The organism is Streptomyces violens (assembly GCF_000717745.1).
Classification (GTDB): Bacteria; Actinomycetota; Actinomycetes; order Streptomycetales; family Streptomycetaceae; genus Streptomyces; species Streptomyces violens.
In genome coordinates, this window is the sequence record NZ_JOBH01000002.1 from 277467 (window position 1) to 292622 (window position 15156).

A 15156-nucleotide genomic window follows, 5' to 3' on the forward strand; every position below is an offset into this window, starting at 1 on the left:
TGGGGGTGGGCCGGCACCGGCCCCCCCTTGGGGGTCACCCCACAGGAACGCCCGCCTCCAGATAGAGCGGGCGTCCCTGTGCGCGGGCGCGCAGGGCCCACCGCAGGCGGTTCCAGCGCACGGGCGGCAGCATCGACTCGGCCTCGTCCTCGGTGACGAACCGCCAGTCGCGCAGCTCCGAGCCCGGCAGCAGCAGGTCCCGTATCTGCTCGTCGGGCAGCCGCCCGCCGTCGAACAGCAGCCGCAGCCCGCCGAATCCGGGCGGCACCGGTGCCTCCCAGTCGAGCACCAGGAGGCGCGGCATCGTGGGGAGCCGGATGTCCAGTTCCTCGGCCACTTCCCGTACCCCGGCCCGGGCCGGCGGCTCGCCCGGTTCCACGACCCCACCGGGAAATTCCCAGCCGGGTTTGTAGGTCGGGTCCACCAGCAGTACCCGGTCCTCCTCATCGAAGAGCAGTACGCCGGCGGCCAGGGTCTCGGCGGTCGGTTCCGGCGTCTGGACGATGTCGCAGGCGCCGCCGCCGGTCCGTACGGCCTCGGCGATGCGCTCGGCCGTCTGCCGCGGCCCCAGGTCCGAGATGTCGATGACGTGCGCGTCGCCGCGGAGCCAGTCCAGCGCCTGCTGGTAGGGCTCCAACTGCGCCAGACTCCGCTCACGTATCGGCTCTTCGGGCCCTTCCTGTGAGGACTCCTCCCGTACGGGCTCGTCCCGGAGCGCGATCCGCTCCCGGAGGATCGTTTCCTCCGCATGCAGCAGCATGTGCCGCACGGGGATACGGCGCGCGGCCAGCGCGCCGAAGATCTCGTCCCGGTACTCCTGCCGCAGCAGCGTCATCGGCGTGATCAGCGGACCCGGTACCTCCGTGAGCAGCGCGGCGGCCGCGTCGACGACGAGTCTGCGCCAGGACGGCAGGTCCTGGTAGTCGTCGACATCGTCCAGCCGCTTGGCCGGAAGCATCTCCTTCAGCCCACGGCCGACCAGTTCGGGATCGTAGAGCGTGCTTCCGGGGAGCAGGTCCAAGAGTTCCTGTGCCGCTGTGGACTTGCCCGCACCGAATGCGCCGTTCAGCCAGACGATCACGGTTCCCCCTCATCCCTAGACCCCTGTGAGTTGCCCGCAACACCCTGCCACGGAAACGCGCCACGGAACGGCCGCTCCCGCACGGCCGGCCCGCGCCGCTGTCAACCCCTCGCGCCGGAGGTCACCGCCCGGCGCGCTCAGGGACGGGGAGTCGGTGAGGTGAGGCGTTCGAGGGTGGGAGAGGCGCCGGTGGGCTTGAAGATGCCCTTGTAGGCGCTGATGGCGGATACGGAAGCGATGAGGATGCTGCTGATGACGTCCTTGCCCGCGAAGTCGCCGGCGAAATAGGCGCTGCCGAGGCCGACGAGGACCGAGACGGCCATTTGCACGGACGAACGGGCGGCGCTGCTCCACTGGGGCCGGTTGACGACCGATATCAGGAGGGGGGAGACGAATCCGATGATCAGGGCCCACATCTGCGCGTTCGTCACGGGACGCCGCCTCTCGCACGATTCAGGATGTGCTCGCTGGAGGGGAGCGTCGTGGCGGGCGAGGGGTGCGGCAAGGGGGCCTGCGGCCTCGGTCCCGTAACGACGGCGGCATTCCGGTAACGGCGGGCGTCAGGCGCAGCCCCGGCCGGACTCGCCCCGCACCGGCCCCTCAGCCCGACGTAGCCGCCAAAGCGCCCGCCCGGTACTGCTGAGCGGCCGCCGCCGCGCCGACCACGCCCGCGTCCGTACCCATCTGGGCCGGTACGACCTTGATGCCGCGGACGAAGGAGAGGGTGGCGTACTCCTTCAGGGCGCGGCGGAGCGGTGCGAAGAGGACCTCGCCGGCGCCGGACACTCCCCCGCCGATCACCACGATCTCGATCTCGACCAGGGTGGCGGTGGCCGCGATGCCGGCTGCCAGGGCCTGGGCCGCGCGGTCGAACGAGCGGATCGCCACGGCGTCCCCGGCGCGGGCGGCCGCGGCCACCCCGACGGCGGTCGTGTCGCCGTCCGGGCCCGGCTGCCAGCCCTCCGCGAGGGCGCGGCGGGCGATGTTCGGGCCGCTGGCGATGCGCTCGACGCAGCCGCGCCCGCCGCAGGGGCAGGGGTCGCCGTCGAGGTCGACGCTGATGTGGCCGATGTGGCCCGCGTTGCCAGTGGGGCCAGGATGCGGGCGGCCGTTGAGGATGAGGCCCCCGCCGACGCCGGTGGAGACCACCATGCACAGCGCGTTGTCGTGGCCGCGCGCGGCGCCCTGCCAGTGTTCGGCCGCGGTCATGGCCACGCCGTCGCCGACCAGTACGACGGGGAGCTCGCCGGTCCGCTCGCGGACGCCCGCGACCAGCGGGAAGTCACGCCAGCCGGGGATGTTGACCGGGCTCACGGTGCCGGTCTGCGCGTCGACCGGCCCGGCGCTGCCGATGCCGACGACGGACGTGCGGGACCACTCGGGCGCCGCGGTCAGCTCGTCGAGCACCGCGTGGACCGCGCGCATCACGGCGGCGCCGTCCTCCTGGGCGGGGGTGGGGCGGGTGGCCCGTACGAGCATCCGGCCCCGGTCGTCGACCAGCGCCCCGGCGATCTTCGTACCGCCGATGTCCAGGGCTGCGTTGAGGTCGGTCTGCATCGGCGTGGAATCTCCTGGTCGGCGGGCGGCCCGGGGCGGACGCCCCGGCGTGCAGAACGCCAGTCTCGCCAGAATTGACAACGTTGTCCAGACGTTATGCTCGACGCCACGCCCAGACAGTCCGGATACCGACACCCCACCGACCTCGACGCCACGCCCAGACCTGCCCGGCTCCGCATCGGAACGGGCAGCCGCCACCCCAGGGAACAGGACCGCCGCACCGTGACCGACACCGCCCGCAGCACCACCCGCTACGGCACCCGGCCCACGATGAAGGACGTCGCGGCGCGCGCCGGCGTCGGCCTCAAGACGGTCTCCCGCGTGGTCAACGGCGAGCCGGGCGTGACGCCCGACACCGAGCGGCGGGTACAGGAGGCGATCACCGCGCTCGGCTTCCGCCGCAACGACTCGGCGCGCGTGCTGCGCAAGGGCCGCACGGCCAGCATCGGGCTGGTACTGGAAGATCTCGCGGACCCCTTCTACGGGCCGCTGAGCCGCGCCGTCGAGGAGGTCGCGCGCGACCACGGGGCCCTGCTGATCAACGGCTCCAGCGCCGAGGACCCCGCCCGCGAGCAGGAACTGGTGCTCGCGCTGTGCGCCCGCCGGGTGGACGGCCTGGTGATCATCCCGGCCGGCACCGACCACCGTTACCTGGAGCCGGAGATAGCGGCCGGCGTCGCCACGGTCTTCGTGGACCGGCCGGCCGGGGAGATCGACGCGGACGTCGTACTCTCCGACAGCTTCGGCGGCGCGCGGGACGCGGTGGCACACCTCATCGCGCACGGCCACCGCCGCATCGGCTTCATCGGCGACCAGCCACGCATCCACACGGCCATAGAGCGGCTGCGCGGCTACCGGGCGGCGATGGACGAGGCGGGGCTGCCGGTCGACGAGTCGTGGGTGGCGCTGGGGTCGACGGCGCCGGAGCGGGTGCGGTCGGCGGCCGAGGCGATGCTCGCCGGGCCGGCGCCGGTCACCGCGCTGTTCTCGGGCAACAATCGCGTCACCGTCACCGTCGTACGCGTCCTGGCGGACCGCTCGCGCCCGGTCGCCCTGGTCGGGTTCGACGACTTCGAACTGGCCGATCTGATCAACCCCGGCATCACCGTCGTCGCGCAGGACGCCGCCCGCCTCGGCCGCACCGCGGCGGCCCTCCTCTTCCGCCGCCTGGACGGCGCCGACGAGCCGCCGCAGCAGCGCGTCCTCCCCACCCGTCTGATCCCCCGCGGCTCGGGCGAACTGCCGCCCGCCTAGCCGATTCCCGTCACCACCACCCTCGCCCTTCACACCGTTCGAAATACCCCCGGGGGTACCTCCTGTTATGGTGGTACCGATACCCCCGGGGGTAAATGCACAGGGGTATACATTCTCGATACGGAAGGAAGGGGCGCTGCCGTGTTTTTCGTCGACACCCTGGAATTCGAGGGACTGGGCAACCGCAGCTACCTGGCCGGCGGACGCTCGGCCGCGGTGGTGATCGACCCGCCACGCGACATCGACCAGGTCCTCGCGGCCGCCACCCGGCGCGGGGTCCGGATCGCCTATGTCGCGGAGACCCACGTGCACAACGACTACGTCACCGGCGGGCTGGAACTGGCCCGAATATCCGGCGCCCGCTACCTGGTCCCGGCCGGAGCGGCGGTCTCCTTCGCACGCACGCCGATCGCCGACGGCGACACCGTCACGGTGGACGAGGGAGACGACGCCCTGGTCCTGCGGGCGGTGGCGACCCCCGGGCACACCCCGCACCACACCTCCTACGTACTGGAGGACGCGGGCAGCGGCGTGGCCGCGTTCACCGGCGGCTCGCTGTTGATCGGCACGGTCGGGCGACCCGACCTCGTAGAGCCGCGGCTGACCGAGCGGCTGGCCCGCGCCCAGTACGCCTCCGCGCACCGCCTCGCCGACGAGCTGGCCGACGAGGTGCCGGTGCTGCCGACGCACGGCTTCGGCAGCTTCTGTTCGTCGGCGCAGGCCGAGGGGGACACCACGACGATCGGCGCGGAGCGGCGGAACAACGCCGCGTTCACCCAGGACGTGGACACCTTCGTCGCGGAGCTGCTGGCCGGTCTGGAGGACGTACCGGCGTACTACGCGCACATGGGCCCGGCCAACGCGGCAGGGCCCGCGCCCGTCGACCTCACCCCACCGGAGCCCGCCGACGCCGAGCAGCTCGCGCGGCGGCTGGCGGCCGGTGAGTGGGTGGTGGACCTGCGCAACCGGGTCGCGTACGCCGAAGGCCACCTCGCCGGTTCCTTCAACTTCGAGGGCGAGGGCAAGCTCGCCACGTACCTGGCCTGGCTGATCCCGTGGGGCAAGCCGGTCACGCTGCTGGCCGAGACGCCGGGGCAGATAGCCGACGCGCAGCGGGAGCTGGCGCGGGTGGGCATCGACCGGCCGGCGGCCGCCGCCACGGGCGCGCCGGAGAGCTGGCTGCGCGAGGGCGAGAAGCTGCGCTCCTTCCCGCGGGCCACCTTCGCCGACCTCGCCCGCGCCGCGGCCGGTCAGGACCTGGTCGTACTGGACGTGAGGCGCGACTCCGAGCGCGCGGGCGGGTACGTCGAGGGCTCGCTGCACATCCCGATCCACGAGCTGCACGGCCGCGTCGGCGAGTTGCCGGCGGGCGCGGTGTGGGTGCACTGCGCGGGCGGGATGCGGGCGGCGATCGCCGCGTCCCTGCTGGACGCGGCCGGGCGGGACGTCGTCGCCGTCGACGACCGGTTCGACGCGGCCGCGCCGGCCGGGCTCCGGCTCGTGCTCCCCGAGCCGGGGACCGATACGGCTCGATGACGGGAATGATTCTGGCCCTGGCCGCCGGCGCGGTGGTCGGCCTGGCGCTCGGCGCACTCGGCGGCGGGGGCAGCGTGCTCGCCGTGCCCGCGCTGATCTACCTCCTCGGCTTCACCCCGGCAGCGGCGACGACCGCGAGCCTCCTGATCGTCACCGTCACCTCGCTCACCGCCCTGTACGCCCATGCCCGCGCGGGCCATGTGCGATGGAAGGCGGGGGCGCTGTTCGCGGCCGCCGGACTGGTACCGGCGGCGCTGGCCGGCGCGGCGGCGGCCCATCTGCCGCAGTGGCTGCTGACGGTCGCCTTCGCCGCCGTCGCCGCGTTGGCGGCCCTGCGTATGCTGCGCGGCACGCGGCCGGACGCCGCCGAACGGGAAACCCCGTCGGTACGGCCGGCCAGGGCGGCGGGCAGCGGCGCCGGACTGGGCGCGCTGACGGGGCTGCTGGGCGTCGGCGGGGGCTTCCTCGCCGTGCCCGCGCTGGTCACCGTGCTGGCCTTCGACATGTCGGCTGCCGTCGGCACCAGCCTGCTGGTCATCTCGGCCAACTCACTGGCCTCCCTGGCCACGCGCGGTACGACCATGGGCGGGCTGGACTGGGCGGTCATCGCCCCGTTCACCGCCACGGCGGTCCTGGGCGCGTGGGACGGCAAACGCCTGGCCGCGAAGGCGTCGGGGCCGCTGCTGCAACGCGCGTTCGCGGGCGTGCTGCTGGCGGTCGCGGCGTTCATGGTCGTCGACGCGGTGACGTGACCGGGCGACCACCCAATAACCCCATGACCAAAAGCCACAGAGCAAATGAAAGGCAGGGAACTCATGACCGCCCTCACCACCGATGAGGCCGCCGCGCGGCTCGACGAGCTGACCGTGATCGACGTACGGACGCCCGGGGAGTACGCCACCGGGCATCTGCCCGGCGCGCACAACATCCCCCTGGACCGCCTCGGCGAGGCCGTGCCCGCACTGCGGGACGCGGCGGCGCGGGCCGGCCTGCTCATGGTCTGCGCCTCCGGCAACCGCTCGGCGCAGGCCTGCGCCGCCCTCGCCGAGCAGGGCATAGCCGCCGCCACCCTGACCGGCGGCACCAACGGCTGGGTGCAGCACGGCCTCGAGGTGCGCCGTCCGGAAGGTACCGAAGGTGCGCGTCCGGTCTGGGCCATGGAGCGTCAGGTGCGGCTGGCCGCCGGGTCGCTGGTGCTGACCGGACTGCTCGCCGGGCGGCGGTGGCCCGCCGCCCGGCTGCTGTCGGCCGGTATCGCCGGCGGGCTGGTCTACTCGGCGCTCACCGACACCTGCGGCATGGCCCGGGTGCTGGCGAAGCTGCCGTACAACCGGGCCGGTGCCACGGACCTCTCCGCCACGCTGGCCGCCCTGAAGGGCTGAGAGCCTGCGCCCGAGGCCCGGCCGGGTCAGCCCGCCTGCGTCGGCCGGCCCGCCAGGCCGTCCAGGTCCGCGCGGGTGAGGCCGGTGAGCCGGGCGACCTCGGCGATGTCGACGGCGCCGCAGTCCAGGCCGCGCAGCAGGTAGCCGCTGAGGGCCTTGGCCGTGGCGGGCTCGTCCATCACGGCGCCGCCGGCCTTGGCGACGTACGCGGCGAGGCGTGCCGCGGCCTTTTCGAGGCCCTCGCGGTAGAAGGCGTACACGGCCGCGTACCGGGTCGGCAGATGCGCCGGGTGCATGTCCCAGCCCTGGTAGTACGCGCGGGCCAGGGAGCGGCGTACGAGGCCGTGGTGGAGGCGCCAAGCGTCGTGGACCTGCTCGGTGGAGCCGACGGGCAGGACGTTGGTGGAACCGTCGGACAGCCGGACCCCCGTACCGGCCGCCGCGACCTGCATGACCGCCTTGGCGTGGTCGGCGACCGGGTGGTCGAGCGACTGGTGGGCGGCGCTGACCCCGCAGGAGGCGCTGTAGTCGAAGGTGCCGTAGTGCAGCGAGGTGGCACGGCCCTCGGCCGCCTCGATCATGCGGGCGACGGTGGCGCGGCCGTCGGCGCCCAGGATCGACTGGGTGGTCTCGATCTGGATCTCGAAGCCGATGCGGCCCGCGGCCAGGCCGTGCTCCTTCTCGAACGCCTCCAGCAGCCGGACCATGGCCGTGACCTGCTCGGCGTAGGTCACCTTGGGGAGGGTGAGGACGAGGCCGTCGGGGAGGCCGCCGGCCCGCATCAGGCCGGTGAGGAAGATGTCCAGGGTGCGGATGCCGCGGTCGCGGACGGCGGCCTCCATGCACTTCATGCGGATGCCCATGTACGGGGCCGCCGTGCCGTCCTGGTAAGCGGCGGCGATCGTCGCGGCGGCGCGGGCCGCGGCCTCGTCCTCCTCGGCGTCCGCGCGTGCGCCGTAGCCGTCCTCGAAGTCGACGCGCAGGTCCTCGATGGGCTCGCGCTCCAGCTTTGCCCGTACGCGGTCGTACACGGGTCCGGCGAGCTCGTCGGAGATGCCGAGCACGGCGGCGAGGGCCGCGGCGTCCGGGGCGTGCTCGTCCAGCGCGGTGCGCGCCGCCTCGCCCCAGGAGCGGATGGTGTCGGCGGCGAAGACGTCACCGGGGACATAGACCGTGTGGACGGGCTGGCGGGTGCCCGGATCCCCTGGATAGCGCCGCGCGAGGTCCGCGTCGACCGCGGCCAGAGAGGCTCCGATCTCCTCGCGTACGGTGCTCGCAAGGCTCGTGGCCACGGTCTCCTGCTGCGGCATTCGACACCCTCCCGATAGGGGGACGTTTCCATCCCAAGGTTCGCTTAAGAGTTAGGCAAGTTTCGCTTCACGGAAGTGAAACTCCGCATAGTGAAGCTATCCGCGCCGTCTGGCCAGGTCAACACCCATCTTGCCGCTGCGCACAGTTCGCGCCTTTCTCCCAAACGCCGGGCCCCGTACGCGGCGTGCGCGTACGGGGCCCGGTGACGTGCCGTGGGACGGGTCAGCCCTTGCGGGCCTTGACCTCGTCGGTCAGCGCGGGGACGACGTTGAAGAGGTCACCGACGACGCCGTAGTCGACCAGGTCGAAGATCGGGGCCTCTTCGTCCTTGTTGATGGCGACGATGGTCTTCGAGGTCTGCATACCGGCGCGGTGCTGGATCGCACCGGAGATACCGGCGGCGATGTACAGCTGCGGGGACACGCTCTTACCGGTCTGGCCGACCTGGTTGGTGTGCGGGTACCAGCCGGCGTCCACCGCGGCACGCGAGGCGCCGACGGCCGCGCCGAGCGAGTCGGCGAGGGCCTCGATGACCGGGAAGTTCTCGGCACCGTTGACACCACGGCCACCGGAGACCACGATCGCGGCCTCGGTCAGGTCCGGACGGCCGGTCGACTCGCGCGGGGTGCGGGAGACGACCTTGGTGCCCTTGGAGGCGTCGGCCACGGTCACCGCGAGCGCCTCGACCGTACCGGCGGCCGGCGCGGCCTCCGGAGCGGCGGAGTTGGGCTTGACGGTGATGACCGGGGTGCCCTTGGTGATGCGGGACTTGGTGGTGAACGAGGCGGCGAACACCGACTGGGTGGCCACCGGGCCCTCGTCGCCGGCCTCCAGGTCCACGGCGTCGGTAATGATGCCGGAGCCGATGCGCACCGCGAGGCGGGCGGCGATCTCCTTGCCCTCGGCGGAGGAGGGCAGCAGCACGGCGGCCGGGGAGACGGCCTCGTAGGCGGCCTGCAGCGCGTCCACCTTCGGGGCGACGAGGTAGTCGGCGAACTCCGGGGCGTCCGCGGTCAGGACCTTGACCGCGCCGTGCTCGGCGAGCGCGGAAGCGGTGTCCGCCGCGCCGTTGCCGAGGGAGACGGCGACCGGGTCGCCGATGCGGCGGGCGAGGGTGAGCAGTTCGAGGGTGGGCTTGCGGACGGCACCGTCCACGTGGTCGACGAAGACAAGGACTTCAGCCATGGGATTGCACTCCTGCGGAAAGAATGAGGCGGTTGAGGGGCGACCGAGCCGGGGCGAACCCCGGCCGCAGGGGCCTTAGATGAACTTCTGGCCCGCGAGGAACTCGGCGAGCTGCTTCGCACCCTCGCCCTCGTCCTTGACGATCGTGCCGGCCGTGCGGGCCGGACGCTCGGTGGCGTCCTCGACCTTGGTCCAGGCGCCCTCCAGACCGACCTCGTCCGCGTCGATGTCCAGGTCGTCCAGCTCCAGGGACTCCACCGGCTTCTTCTTGGCGGCCATGATGCCCTTGAAGGAGGGGTAACGCGCCTCGCCGGACTGGTCGGTGACCGACACGACGGCCGGCAGCGACGCCTCCAGCTGCTCGGTGGCGGTGTCGCCGTCACGACGGCCCTTCACGACGCCACCCTCGACGCTCACCTCGGAGAGCTGGGTGACCTGCGGGACGCCGAGGCGCTCGGCCAGCATCGCCGGGAGGACACCCATGGTGCCGTCGGTGGAGGCCATACCGCAGACGACCAGGTCGTAACCGGTCTTCTCAATGGCCTTGGCCAGCACGAGGGAGGTGCCCACCGCGTCGGTGCCGTGCAGGTCCTCGTCCTCGACGTGCACGCCCTTGTCGGCGCCCATCGACAGCGCCTTGCGGAGCGCGTCGTTGGCGTCCTCGGGGCCGACGGTGAGCACGGTGATCTCGGCGTCGTCGGCCGCTTCCTTGATCTGGAGAGCCTGCTCGACGGCGTACTCATCCAGCTCCGAGAGGAGACCGTCCACGTCGTCGCGGTCGACGGTCAGGTCCTCGGCGAAGTGCCGGTCGCCGGTGGCGTCGGGCACGTACTTCACACAGACAACGATCCTCAGGCTCACGCCGGCTCTCCTACCTGCTTCGTCGCTTCACAACTGCCTTGTGCTGGCAGCATAGGCGCCTGTTGGGGCGGCTCCCGGTCGGGTGCGCGTCCCCGCGCCGACCGAAATATTACTCGCCAGTACACCTATGCATTTCCCCGATGGCAAGCGCGTCGAACTGTGACCTTGCCAACGGCCCCGACCTGGCGTGTCGGGGCCGCCGGACGGGGTGTCAGTCACGTAGGGCGGTGAAGCTTCCCTGGTGGTACAGCAACGGCCGGCCCGGCCCCGTCGGATCCCCGACGACGGCCTCGGCCAGCACGATCCGGTGGTCCCCCGCGGGCACCCGCGCCACGACCCGGCCGACCAGCCAGGCGAGCACGCCATCAAGGACCGGCACCCCCTGGGGGCCGGTGTGCCACGAGGTGGGAGCGGCGAAGCGGTCGGCGCCGCTGCGCGCGAAGGTGGCGGCCAGCTCGTGCTGGTCCTCGCCGAGTATGTGGATGCCGACGTACTCCGCCTCCGCGAGGACGGGCCAGCTGGAGCTGCCGGTGCCCACCCCGAAGGAGACCAGGGGCGGTTCGGCGGCGACGGAGGTGAGGGAGGTGGCGGTGAAGCCGACCGGGCGCGCGTTCGGGCCCTGCGCGGTGATCACCGCGACTCCCGCCGCGTGCCGCCGGAAGACCGAGCGCAGCAGTTCGGGAGAGGCCAGCTGAGGTGCCGCGAGATCGGACGAGGCGGTCATGAAAGTGTCCTTCTGCTGTGGTGTACGAGCCGGAGCGGTGGTGCTGTCGTCGCTGCTCAAGCGCCCGGACAGCGCGCGCTCGCGGTGCGCAGGAGGTCCACGTGGACACGTCCGTACAGAAGGGGATCAGGCCGCATGACGTCAGACTGACGATGCGTGCGTGATGCAGTCAAGTGCTCACGGGCAGGTGCGACCACAATCACGCAGCGTGTACGGGCCGCCCGCATGAGCATCAGATGCTGACCGCGGCACCCAGGGCCGCGATGACGTCCGCCTTGCGGGGCTGCCCGGAGGCGCGGCGCACGACCGTGCCGCCCGCGTCCAGGACGAGGACCGTCGGGGTGCGCACGATGCGCAGCTCCCGCACGAGGTCGAGATGGGCTTCGGCGTCGACCTCGACATGTGTCACGCCGGGCACCATGCCCGCGACGTCCTCCAGAGTGCGACGGGTGGCCCGGCACGGCTGGCAGAAGGCGCTGGAGAACTGTACGAGCGTGGCCCGCTCCCCCAGTCCCGCGCCGATCCGCTCCGCGGTCAGCCGCTCCGCCCCTTGCTGTCCTGCCGCCTGCCCTGCCACCTTCGGCCTTCCTCGCTGCTCGTTGTACGTGCTTCCGGTGTCAGCGTAGGCGGGGCGGCGATGATTCCCTGCCGGTGTACCGTCTGCGGCGAGAGCCGATTGATCAGCGGTTGTCGGGGTACGCAGGAGGGATCCACCACAGCGGACGTGACGAGGATCTCCCGGCCCGAAGCGGCCCGACGGTAGCCCCTGCGCCCGTCATCGGGCACGATCTGCCGAAAGCCGCAAAGCTACGGCTGCGTAACTTCCCGCCGGGAGAGCCCCTCCCCAGGCACAGAAGGGGACCCCCCGACCATGGCAGAGCTCGTTTATCCGCCCGTCATCGGCTTCGCCCGCACGGCGTTCAAGGCGCTGGACCTGAAGTTCGACATCGCCGGAGCGGAGAACATTCCGCGGCGCGGCGGCGCGGTGCTGGTGAGCAACCACATCGGGTATCTCGACTTCGTCTTCTGCGGCCTGGCCGCGCTGCCCGCGAAGCGGCTGGTGCGCTTCATGGCGAAGGACTCGGTCTTCCGGCACAAGGTGTCCGGGCCGCTGATGCGCGCGATGAAGCACATCCCCGTGGACCGCTCGCAGGGTGTGCACGCCTACCGCCACGCGCTGAGCGCGCTGCGCGGCGGCGAGATCATCGGGGTCTTCCCCGAGGCCACCATCTCGGAGTCCTTCACGCTGAAGAACTTCAAGTCCGGTGCGGCGCGGCTGGCCCAGGAGGCCGGCGTGCCGCTGGTCCCGATGGCGCTGTGGGGCACGCAGCGGCTGTGGACCAAGGGCCACAAGCGCGACCTGGGGCGGAACCACTTCCCGATCACCATCCGGGTCGGCGAGCCGATCGAGGCGCCCGCCGAGGAGCAGCCCGAGAAGATCACCGACCGGCTGCGCCTCCGGGTGCAGGACCTGCTGGAGGCGGCCCAGCGCGCCTACCCCGTACGCCCCAAGGGGCCGGACGACACCTGGTGGGTACCGGCCCACCTGGGCGGCACGGCACCGGCACCGCGGACGGCGGGCTGACCTTCCGGCGCGCGCTCGGTGATCCCCGGGCGCGCGCCCCGCAGCCCCGTAAGCGCGCGGCTCAGCGGCGGATCTCGCCCATTTCGATGCGCGCGCCCGGGGAGAACTTCTCCAGCAGTTCGGCGAGTTCAGCACCCGCCTCCTCCAGCGCGTCCAGCGTCATCGGCGCCATCCGCTCCAGCAGGAACAGCGCGCTGGTGGAGTCCTCGGTGAGGCGGGTGCGGACGCCCTGGCGCCAGTTCCAGCGGCGGCAGGTGACGCCGATGCCGTCCTGCCAGACGACCTCGCCCGGCTCGGGGTGCTCGATCACGGGCTCGCCACCGGCCGCCGTCTCGAAGGGCTCGTCCCCCGTGGCACGCACAAGGTGCATGTCCCCCTCGATACGGCCCAGATCCTCGCCGCCGACCGGGACGACGTGCGCGACGCTGATCGCGTTGTAGACGTCGACGAGGCGGTTGACGCGGGGCAGGCCGCCGTCGGCCAGGGCGCGCCGGGCCAGCGCCTCGGCGGAGTTGCGGGTGCGCGAGGGCTTGGCACCGAAGGCGGTGTACGCGGCGCGCCAGGCGGCGATGTGCGGCTCGTCCTGTGGGGGCGTGCCGCACAGCCGCGCGGCGAGCCGGGCCGCCGCCTCGTCCAGCAGCGCCGAACTGGCGTCGTCGCTGGGTCCGTTGACCAGGTCGTAGGCCTCGACGACGAGGTGCGCGAAGCCGGGCGCCAGCGCCCGGACGTCATCGGAGACGGTGACGGAGATGCTCATGGCAGGCATTCCAGCACGCACGAATGCGGTTCAGCAAGCTGTACCGAAAAGTACAACCCACTGAACCGCGTGTCGCGTATCCTCGACCGCGTTACGGTCGTCCCATCTCCTCGCGGAGCGCGGCCACAAAGCCGTCCACGTCCTCCACGGTGGTGTCGAACGAGCACATCCACCGGACGTCGCCGGCCGCCTCGTCCCAGAAGTAGAAGCGGTACCGCTTCATCAGGCGCTCGCTCACGTCGTGCGGCAGCCGCGCGAAGACGGCGTTGGCCTGGACCGGGTACAGGATCTCGACGCCCTCGACCGCGCGCACCCCGGCGGCCAGCCGCTGCGCCATCGTGTTGGCGTGCCGCGCGTTGCGCAGCCACAGGTCCTTGGCGAGCAGCGCTTCCAACTGCACGGACACGAAGCGCATCTTCGAGGCGAGCTGCATCGACAGCTTGCGCAGGTGCTTCATGGCGCGCACGGCGTCGGGGTTGATGACCACCACGGCCTCGCCGAAGATCGCGCCGTTCTTCGTGCCGCCCAGCGACAGGATGTCCACGCCCACGGCGTTGGTGAACGCCCGCATGGGAACGTCCAGCGACGCCGCGGCGTTGGCTATCCGGGAGCCGTCGAGATGCACGACCATGCCGCGCTCGTGGGCGTGTTCGCAGATGGCCCGGATCTCATCGGGGGTGTAGACCGTGCCGAGTTCGGTGTTCTGCGTGATCGAGACGGCCTGCGGCATGGCCCGGTGCTCGTCGTCCCAGCCGTACGCCTCGCGGTCGATGAGCTCGGGGGTGAGCTTGCCGTCCGGGGTGGGGACGGTCAGCAGCTTCAGGCCGCCGACGCGCTCCGGCGCCCCGCATTCGTCGACGTTGATGTGCGCGGACTCGGCGCAGATCACCGCGCCCCAGCGGTCGGTCACGGCCTGGAGGGCCACGACGTTGGCGCCGGTCCCGTTGAAGACGGGGAACGCCTCGGCGGTCTGCCCGAAGTGGCTGCGGATGACGCGCTGGAGATTCTCGGTGTACTCGTCCCCGCCGTAGGCGATCTGGTGACCGCCGTTGGCGAGGGCGAGCGCTTCGAGGATCTCGGGGTGCGTGCCGGCGTAGTTGTCGCTGGCGAAGCCGCGTACCGAGGGGTCGTGGTGGCGCCGCGCGTCGGTCTTGCCGGCACTCACGGCTTGGGGGTCAGCCACAGACGCTGTCCATTCACTTCCTGGGCGGGCCGGTTCCAGACGCCGACGATGGCCTCTGCCAGCTCCGTGACGTCCGTGAAGCCCGCGAATTTCGCGTTCGGTCGCTCGGCGCGCATCTGGTCGTTGACGAGCGCCTTGACCACCAGGATGGCAGCCGCCGCGTGCAGGCCATCGTCGCCCCCGGCCTTGCGGAAGGCATCGCCCAGCGCGAGCGTCCAGGCTTCCGCGGCGGCCTTGGAGGCGGCGTAGGCGGCGTTCCCGGCCGTCGGCTTGCTCGCGCCCGCGGCGCTGATGAGCAGGTAGCGGCCGTTGCCGCTGCGCTTCAGCGGGCCCTCGAAGGCGAGCGAGGTGTGCTGGACGGTGCGGATCAGCAGCTTCTCCAGCAGGTCCCAGTCGGCGAGGTCGGTCTCCGCGAAGGAAGCGGAGCCGCGCCAGCCGCCCACGAGGTGCACCAGGCCGTCGATCCGGCCGAATTCCTTCTCCGTACGGTCCACCCAGTCCCGGGTGGCGTCCAGGTCCAGCAGGTCGACGGTGTCGCCGATGACGGTGGCGCCGCCGTGGGCGTACCGCGCGGCGTCCACCGCCTCGGCCAGCCGTGCGGCGTCCGCGTCCGAGGCGATCACCGTGGCGCCCGCCTCGGCCAGCCGCAGCAGCGCCGCCCGGCCCGCCGGGCCCGCCGCGCCGGCCACCGCGACGACCGCGCCCTCCAGTACGCCCTGGTTACCGGTCGTAGTAGTCAT

At 72.3% G+C, this 15156-nt stretch carries 17 protein-coding genes; 5 read left to right on the forward strand and 12 right to left on the reverse strand.

Translation table 11 applies throughout. The annotated features are described in order from the left end of the window. Positions 1–34 precede the first annotated feature (34 nt). From IF04_RS0104530 to IF04_RS0104540, 3 genes are all read right to left on the reverse strand, one after another. Entirely contained in the window at positions 35–1081 is a 1047-nt protein-coding gene (locus IF04_RS0104530; protein ID WP_030251222.1) for an NUDIX hydrolase, read from the reverse strand. 137 nt (positions 1082–1218) lie between these two features. Then, entirely contained in the window at positions 1219–1512 is a 294-nt protein-coding gene (locus tag IF04_RS0104535; RefSeq protein ID WP_157847607.1) for a hypothetical protein, read from the reverse strand. A 169-nt stretch (positions 1513–1681) separates the two neighbouring features. Beyond that, positions 1682–2638 (reverse strand): ROK family protein, encoded by a 957-nt coding sequence (locus tag IF04_RS0104540; RefSeq protein WP_030251226.1) that lies wholly within the window; start codon positions 2636–2638, stop codon positions 1682–1684. Positions 2639–2860: 222 nt separating this feature from the next. Here IF04_RS0104540 and IF04_RS0104545 point away from each other — a divergent pair, with 222 nt between their 5' ends. From IF04_RS0104545 to IF04_RS0104560, 4 genes are all read left to right on the forward strand, one after another. Continuing rightward, on the forward strand, positions 2861–3892 hold the full coding sequence (locus IF04_RS0104545; protein WP_030251229.1) for a LacI family DNA-binding transcriptional regulator: 1032 nt from the start codon (positions 2861–2863) through the stop codon (positions 3890–3892). 141 nt (positions 3893–4033) lie between these two features. Next, complete coding sequence (locus tag IF04_RS0104550) at positions 4034–5428, forward strand: MBL fold metallo-hydrolase (protein ID WP_030251232.1); 1395 nt, start codon at positions 4034–4036, stop codon at positions 5426–5428. Then, on the forward strand, positions 5425–6180 hold the full coding sequence (locus IF04_RS0104555) for a sulfite exporter TauE/SafE family protein (RefSeq protein WP_030251235.1): 756 nt from the start codon (positions 5425–5427) through the stop codon (positions 6178–6180). Before IF04_RS0104550 ends, IF04_RS0104555 begins: the two co-directional genes overlap by 4 nt. A gap of 63 nt (positions 6181–6243) precedes the next feature. Continuing rightward, complete coding sequence (locus IF04_RS0104560; protein WP_030251238.1) at positions 6244–6810, forward strand: rhodanese-like domain-containing protein; 567 nt, start codon at positions 6244–6246, stop codon at positions 6808–6810. A 26-nt stretch (positions 6811–6836) separates the two neighbouring features. Here the strand turns inward: IF04_RS0104560 and IF04_RS0104565 are convergent, their stop codons facing one another. The 6 genes from IF04_RS0104565 to IF04_RS0104585 form a co-directional block, all read right to left on the reverse strand. Further along, positions 6837–8120, reverse strand: a complete 1284-nt coding sequence (locus IF04_RS0104565) for a DUF6986 family protein (RefSeq protein ID WP_030251242.1) — start codon at positions 8118–8120, stop codon at positions 6837–6839. A gap of 223 nt (positions 8121–8343) precedes the next feature. After that, entirely contained in the window at positions 8344–9306 is a 963-nt protein-coding gene (locus IF04_RS0104570) for an electron transfer flavoprotein subunit alpha/FixB family protein (RefSeq protein WP_030251252.1), read from the reverse strand. A 75-nt stretch (positions 9307–9381) separates the two neighbouring features. After that, positions 9382–10167, reverse strand: coding sequence for an electron transfer flavoprotein subunit beta/FixA family protein (locus IF04_RS0104575; RefSeq protein ID WP_078599845.1), 786 nt, complete (start codon positions 10165–10167; stop codon positions 9382–9384). 211 nt (positions 10168–10378) lie between these two features. After that, on the reverse strand, positions 10379–10891 hold the full coding sequence (locus tag IF04_RS0104580) for a flavin reductase family protein (RefSeq protein WP_030251272.1): 513 nt from the start codon (positions 10889–10891) through the stop codon (positions 10379–10381). 56 nt (positions 10892–10947) lie between these two features. Further along, complete coding sequence (locus IF04_RS40320) at positions 10948–11124, reverse strand: putative leader peptide (protein ID WP_425428364.1); 177 nt, start codon at positions 11122–11124, stop codon at positions 10948–10950. Further along, positions 11124–11468 carry a thioredoxin domain-containing protein gene (locus IF04_RS0104585; RefSeq protein WP_030251275.1) on the reverse strand — a complete coding sequence of 115 codons (345 nt, stop codon included), beginning with the start codon at positions 11466–11468 and terminating at the stop codon, positions 11124–11126. The genes IF04_RS40320 and IF04_RS0104585 overlap by 1 nt, the downstream gene beginning before the upstream one ends. Before the next feature lie 294 nt (positions 11469–11762). Here IF04_RS0104585 and IF04_RS0104590 point away from each other — a divergent pair, with 294 nt between their 5' ends. Continuing rightward, on the forward strand, positions 11763–12476 hold the full coding sequence (locus IF04_RS0104590) for a lysophospholipid acyltransferase family protein (protein ID WP_030251277.1): 714 nt from the start codon (positions 11763–11765) through the stop codon (positions 12474–12476). Between the two features lie 61 nt (positions 12477–12537). On the opposite strand, the gene IF04_RS0104595 is transcribed toward IF04_RS0104590, so the two are convergent. The 3 genes from IF04_RS0104595 to IF04_RS0104605 all read right to left on the reverse strand — a co-directional run bounded on the left by IF04_RS0104595 (position 12538) and on the right by IF04_RS0104605 (position 15156). Beyond that, positions 12538–13233 (reverse strand): B3/B4 domain-containing protein, encoded by a 696-nt coding sequence (locus IF04_RS0104595; protein WP_030251280.1) that lies wholly within the window; start codon positions 13231–13233, stop codon positions 12538–12540. Positions 13234–13324: 91 nt separating this feature from the next. Next, entirely contained in the window at positions 13325–14398 is a 1074-nt protein-coding gene (locus tag IF04_RS0104600) for a threonine aldolase family protein (protein WP_030251282.1), read from the reverse strand. Continuing rightward, on the reverse strand, positions 14395–15156 hold the full coding sequence (locus IF04_RS0104605; protein WP_030251285.1) for an SDR family NAD(P)-dependent oxidoreductase: 762 nt from the start codon (positions 15154–15156) through the stop codon (positions 14395–14397). Before IF04_RS0104605 ends, IF04_RS0104600 begins: the two co-directional genes overlap by 4 nt.

What these genes read in the sequence shown, in the direction of transcription:
- IF04_RS0104570 (WP_030251252.1), bottom strand. Translation starts at nt 9,306, where the DNA reads ATGGCTGAAGTCCTTGTCTTCGTCGACCACGTGGACGGTGCCGTCCGC.
- IF04_RS0104555 (WP_030251235.1), top strand. Translation starts at nt 5,425, where the DNA reads ATGACGGGAATGATTCTGGCCCTGGCCGCCGGCGCGGTGGTCGGCCTG.
- IF04_RS0104605 (WP_030251285.1), bottom strand. Translation starts at nt 15,156, where the DNA reads ATGACTACTACGACCGGTAACCAGGGCGTACTGGAGGGCGCGGTCGTC.
- IF04_RS0104595 (WP_030251280.1), bottom strand. Translation starts at nt 13,233, where the DNA reads ATGAGCATCTCCGTCACCGTCTCCGATGACGTCCGGGCGCTGGCGCCC.
- IF04_RS0104560 (WP_030251238.1), top strand. Translation starts at nt 6,244, where the DNA reads ATGACCGCCCTCACCACCGATGAGGCCGCCGCGCGGCTCGACGAGCTG.
- IF04_RS0104540 (WP_030251226.1), bottom strand. Translation starts at nt 2,638, where the DNA reads ATGCAGACCGACCTCAACGCAGCCCTGGACATCGGCGGTACGAAGATC.
- IF04_RS0104565 (WP_030251242.1), bottom strand. Translation starts at nt 8,120, where the DNA reads ATGCCGCAGCAGGAGACCGTGGCCACGAGCCTTGCGAGCACCGTACGC.
- IF04_RS40320 (WP_425428364.1), bottom strand. Translation starts at nt 11,124, where the DNA reads ATGCTCATGCGGGCGGCCCGTACACGCTGCGTGATTGTGGTCGCACCT.
- IF04_RS0104580 (WP_030251272.1), bottom strand. Translation starts at nt 10,891, where the DNA reads ATGACCGCCTCGTCCGATCTCGCGGCACCTCAGCTGGCCTCTCCCGAA.
- IF04_RS0104590 (WP_030251277.1), top strand. Translation starts at nt 11,763, where the DNA reads ATGGCAGAGCTCGTTTATCCGCCCGTCATCGGCTTCGCCCGCACGGCG.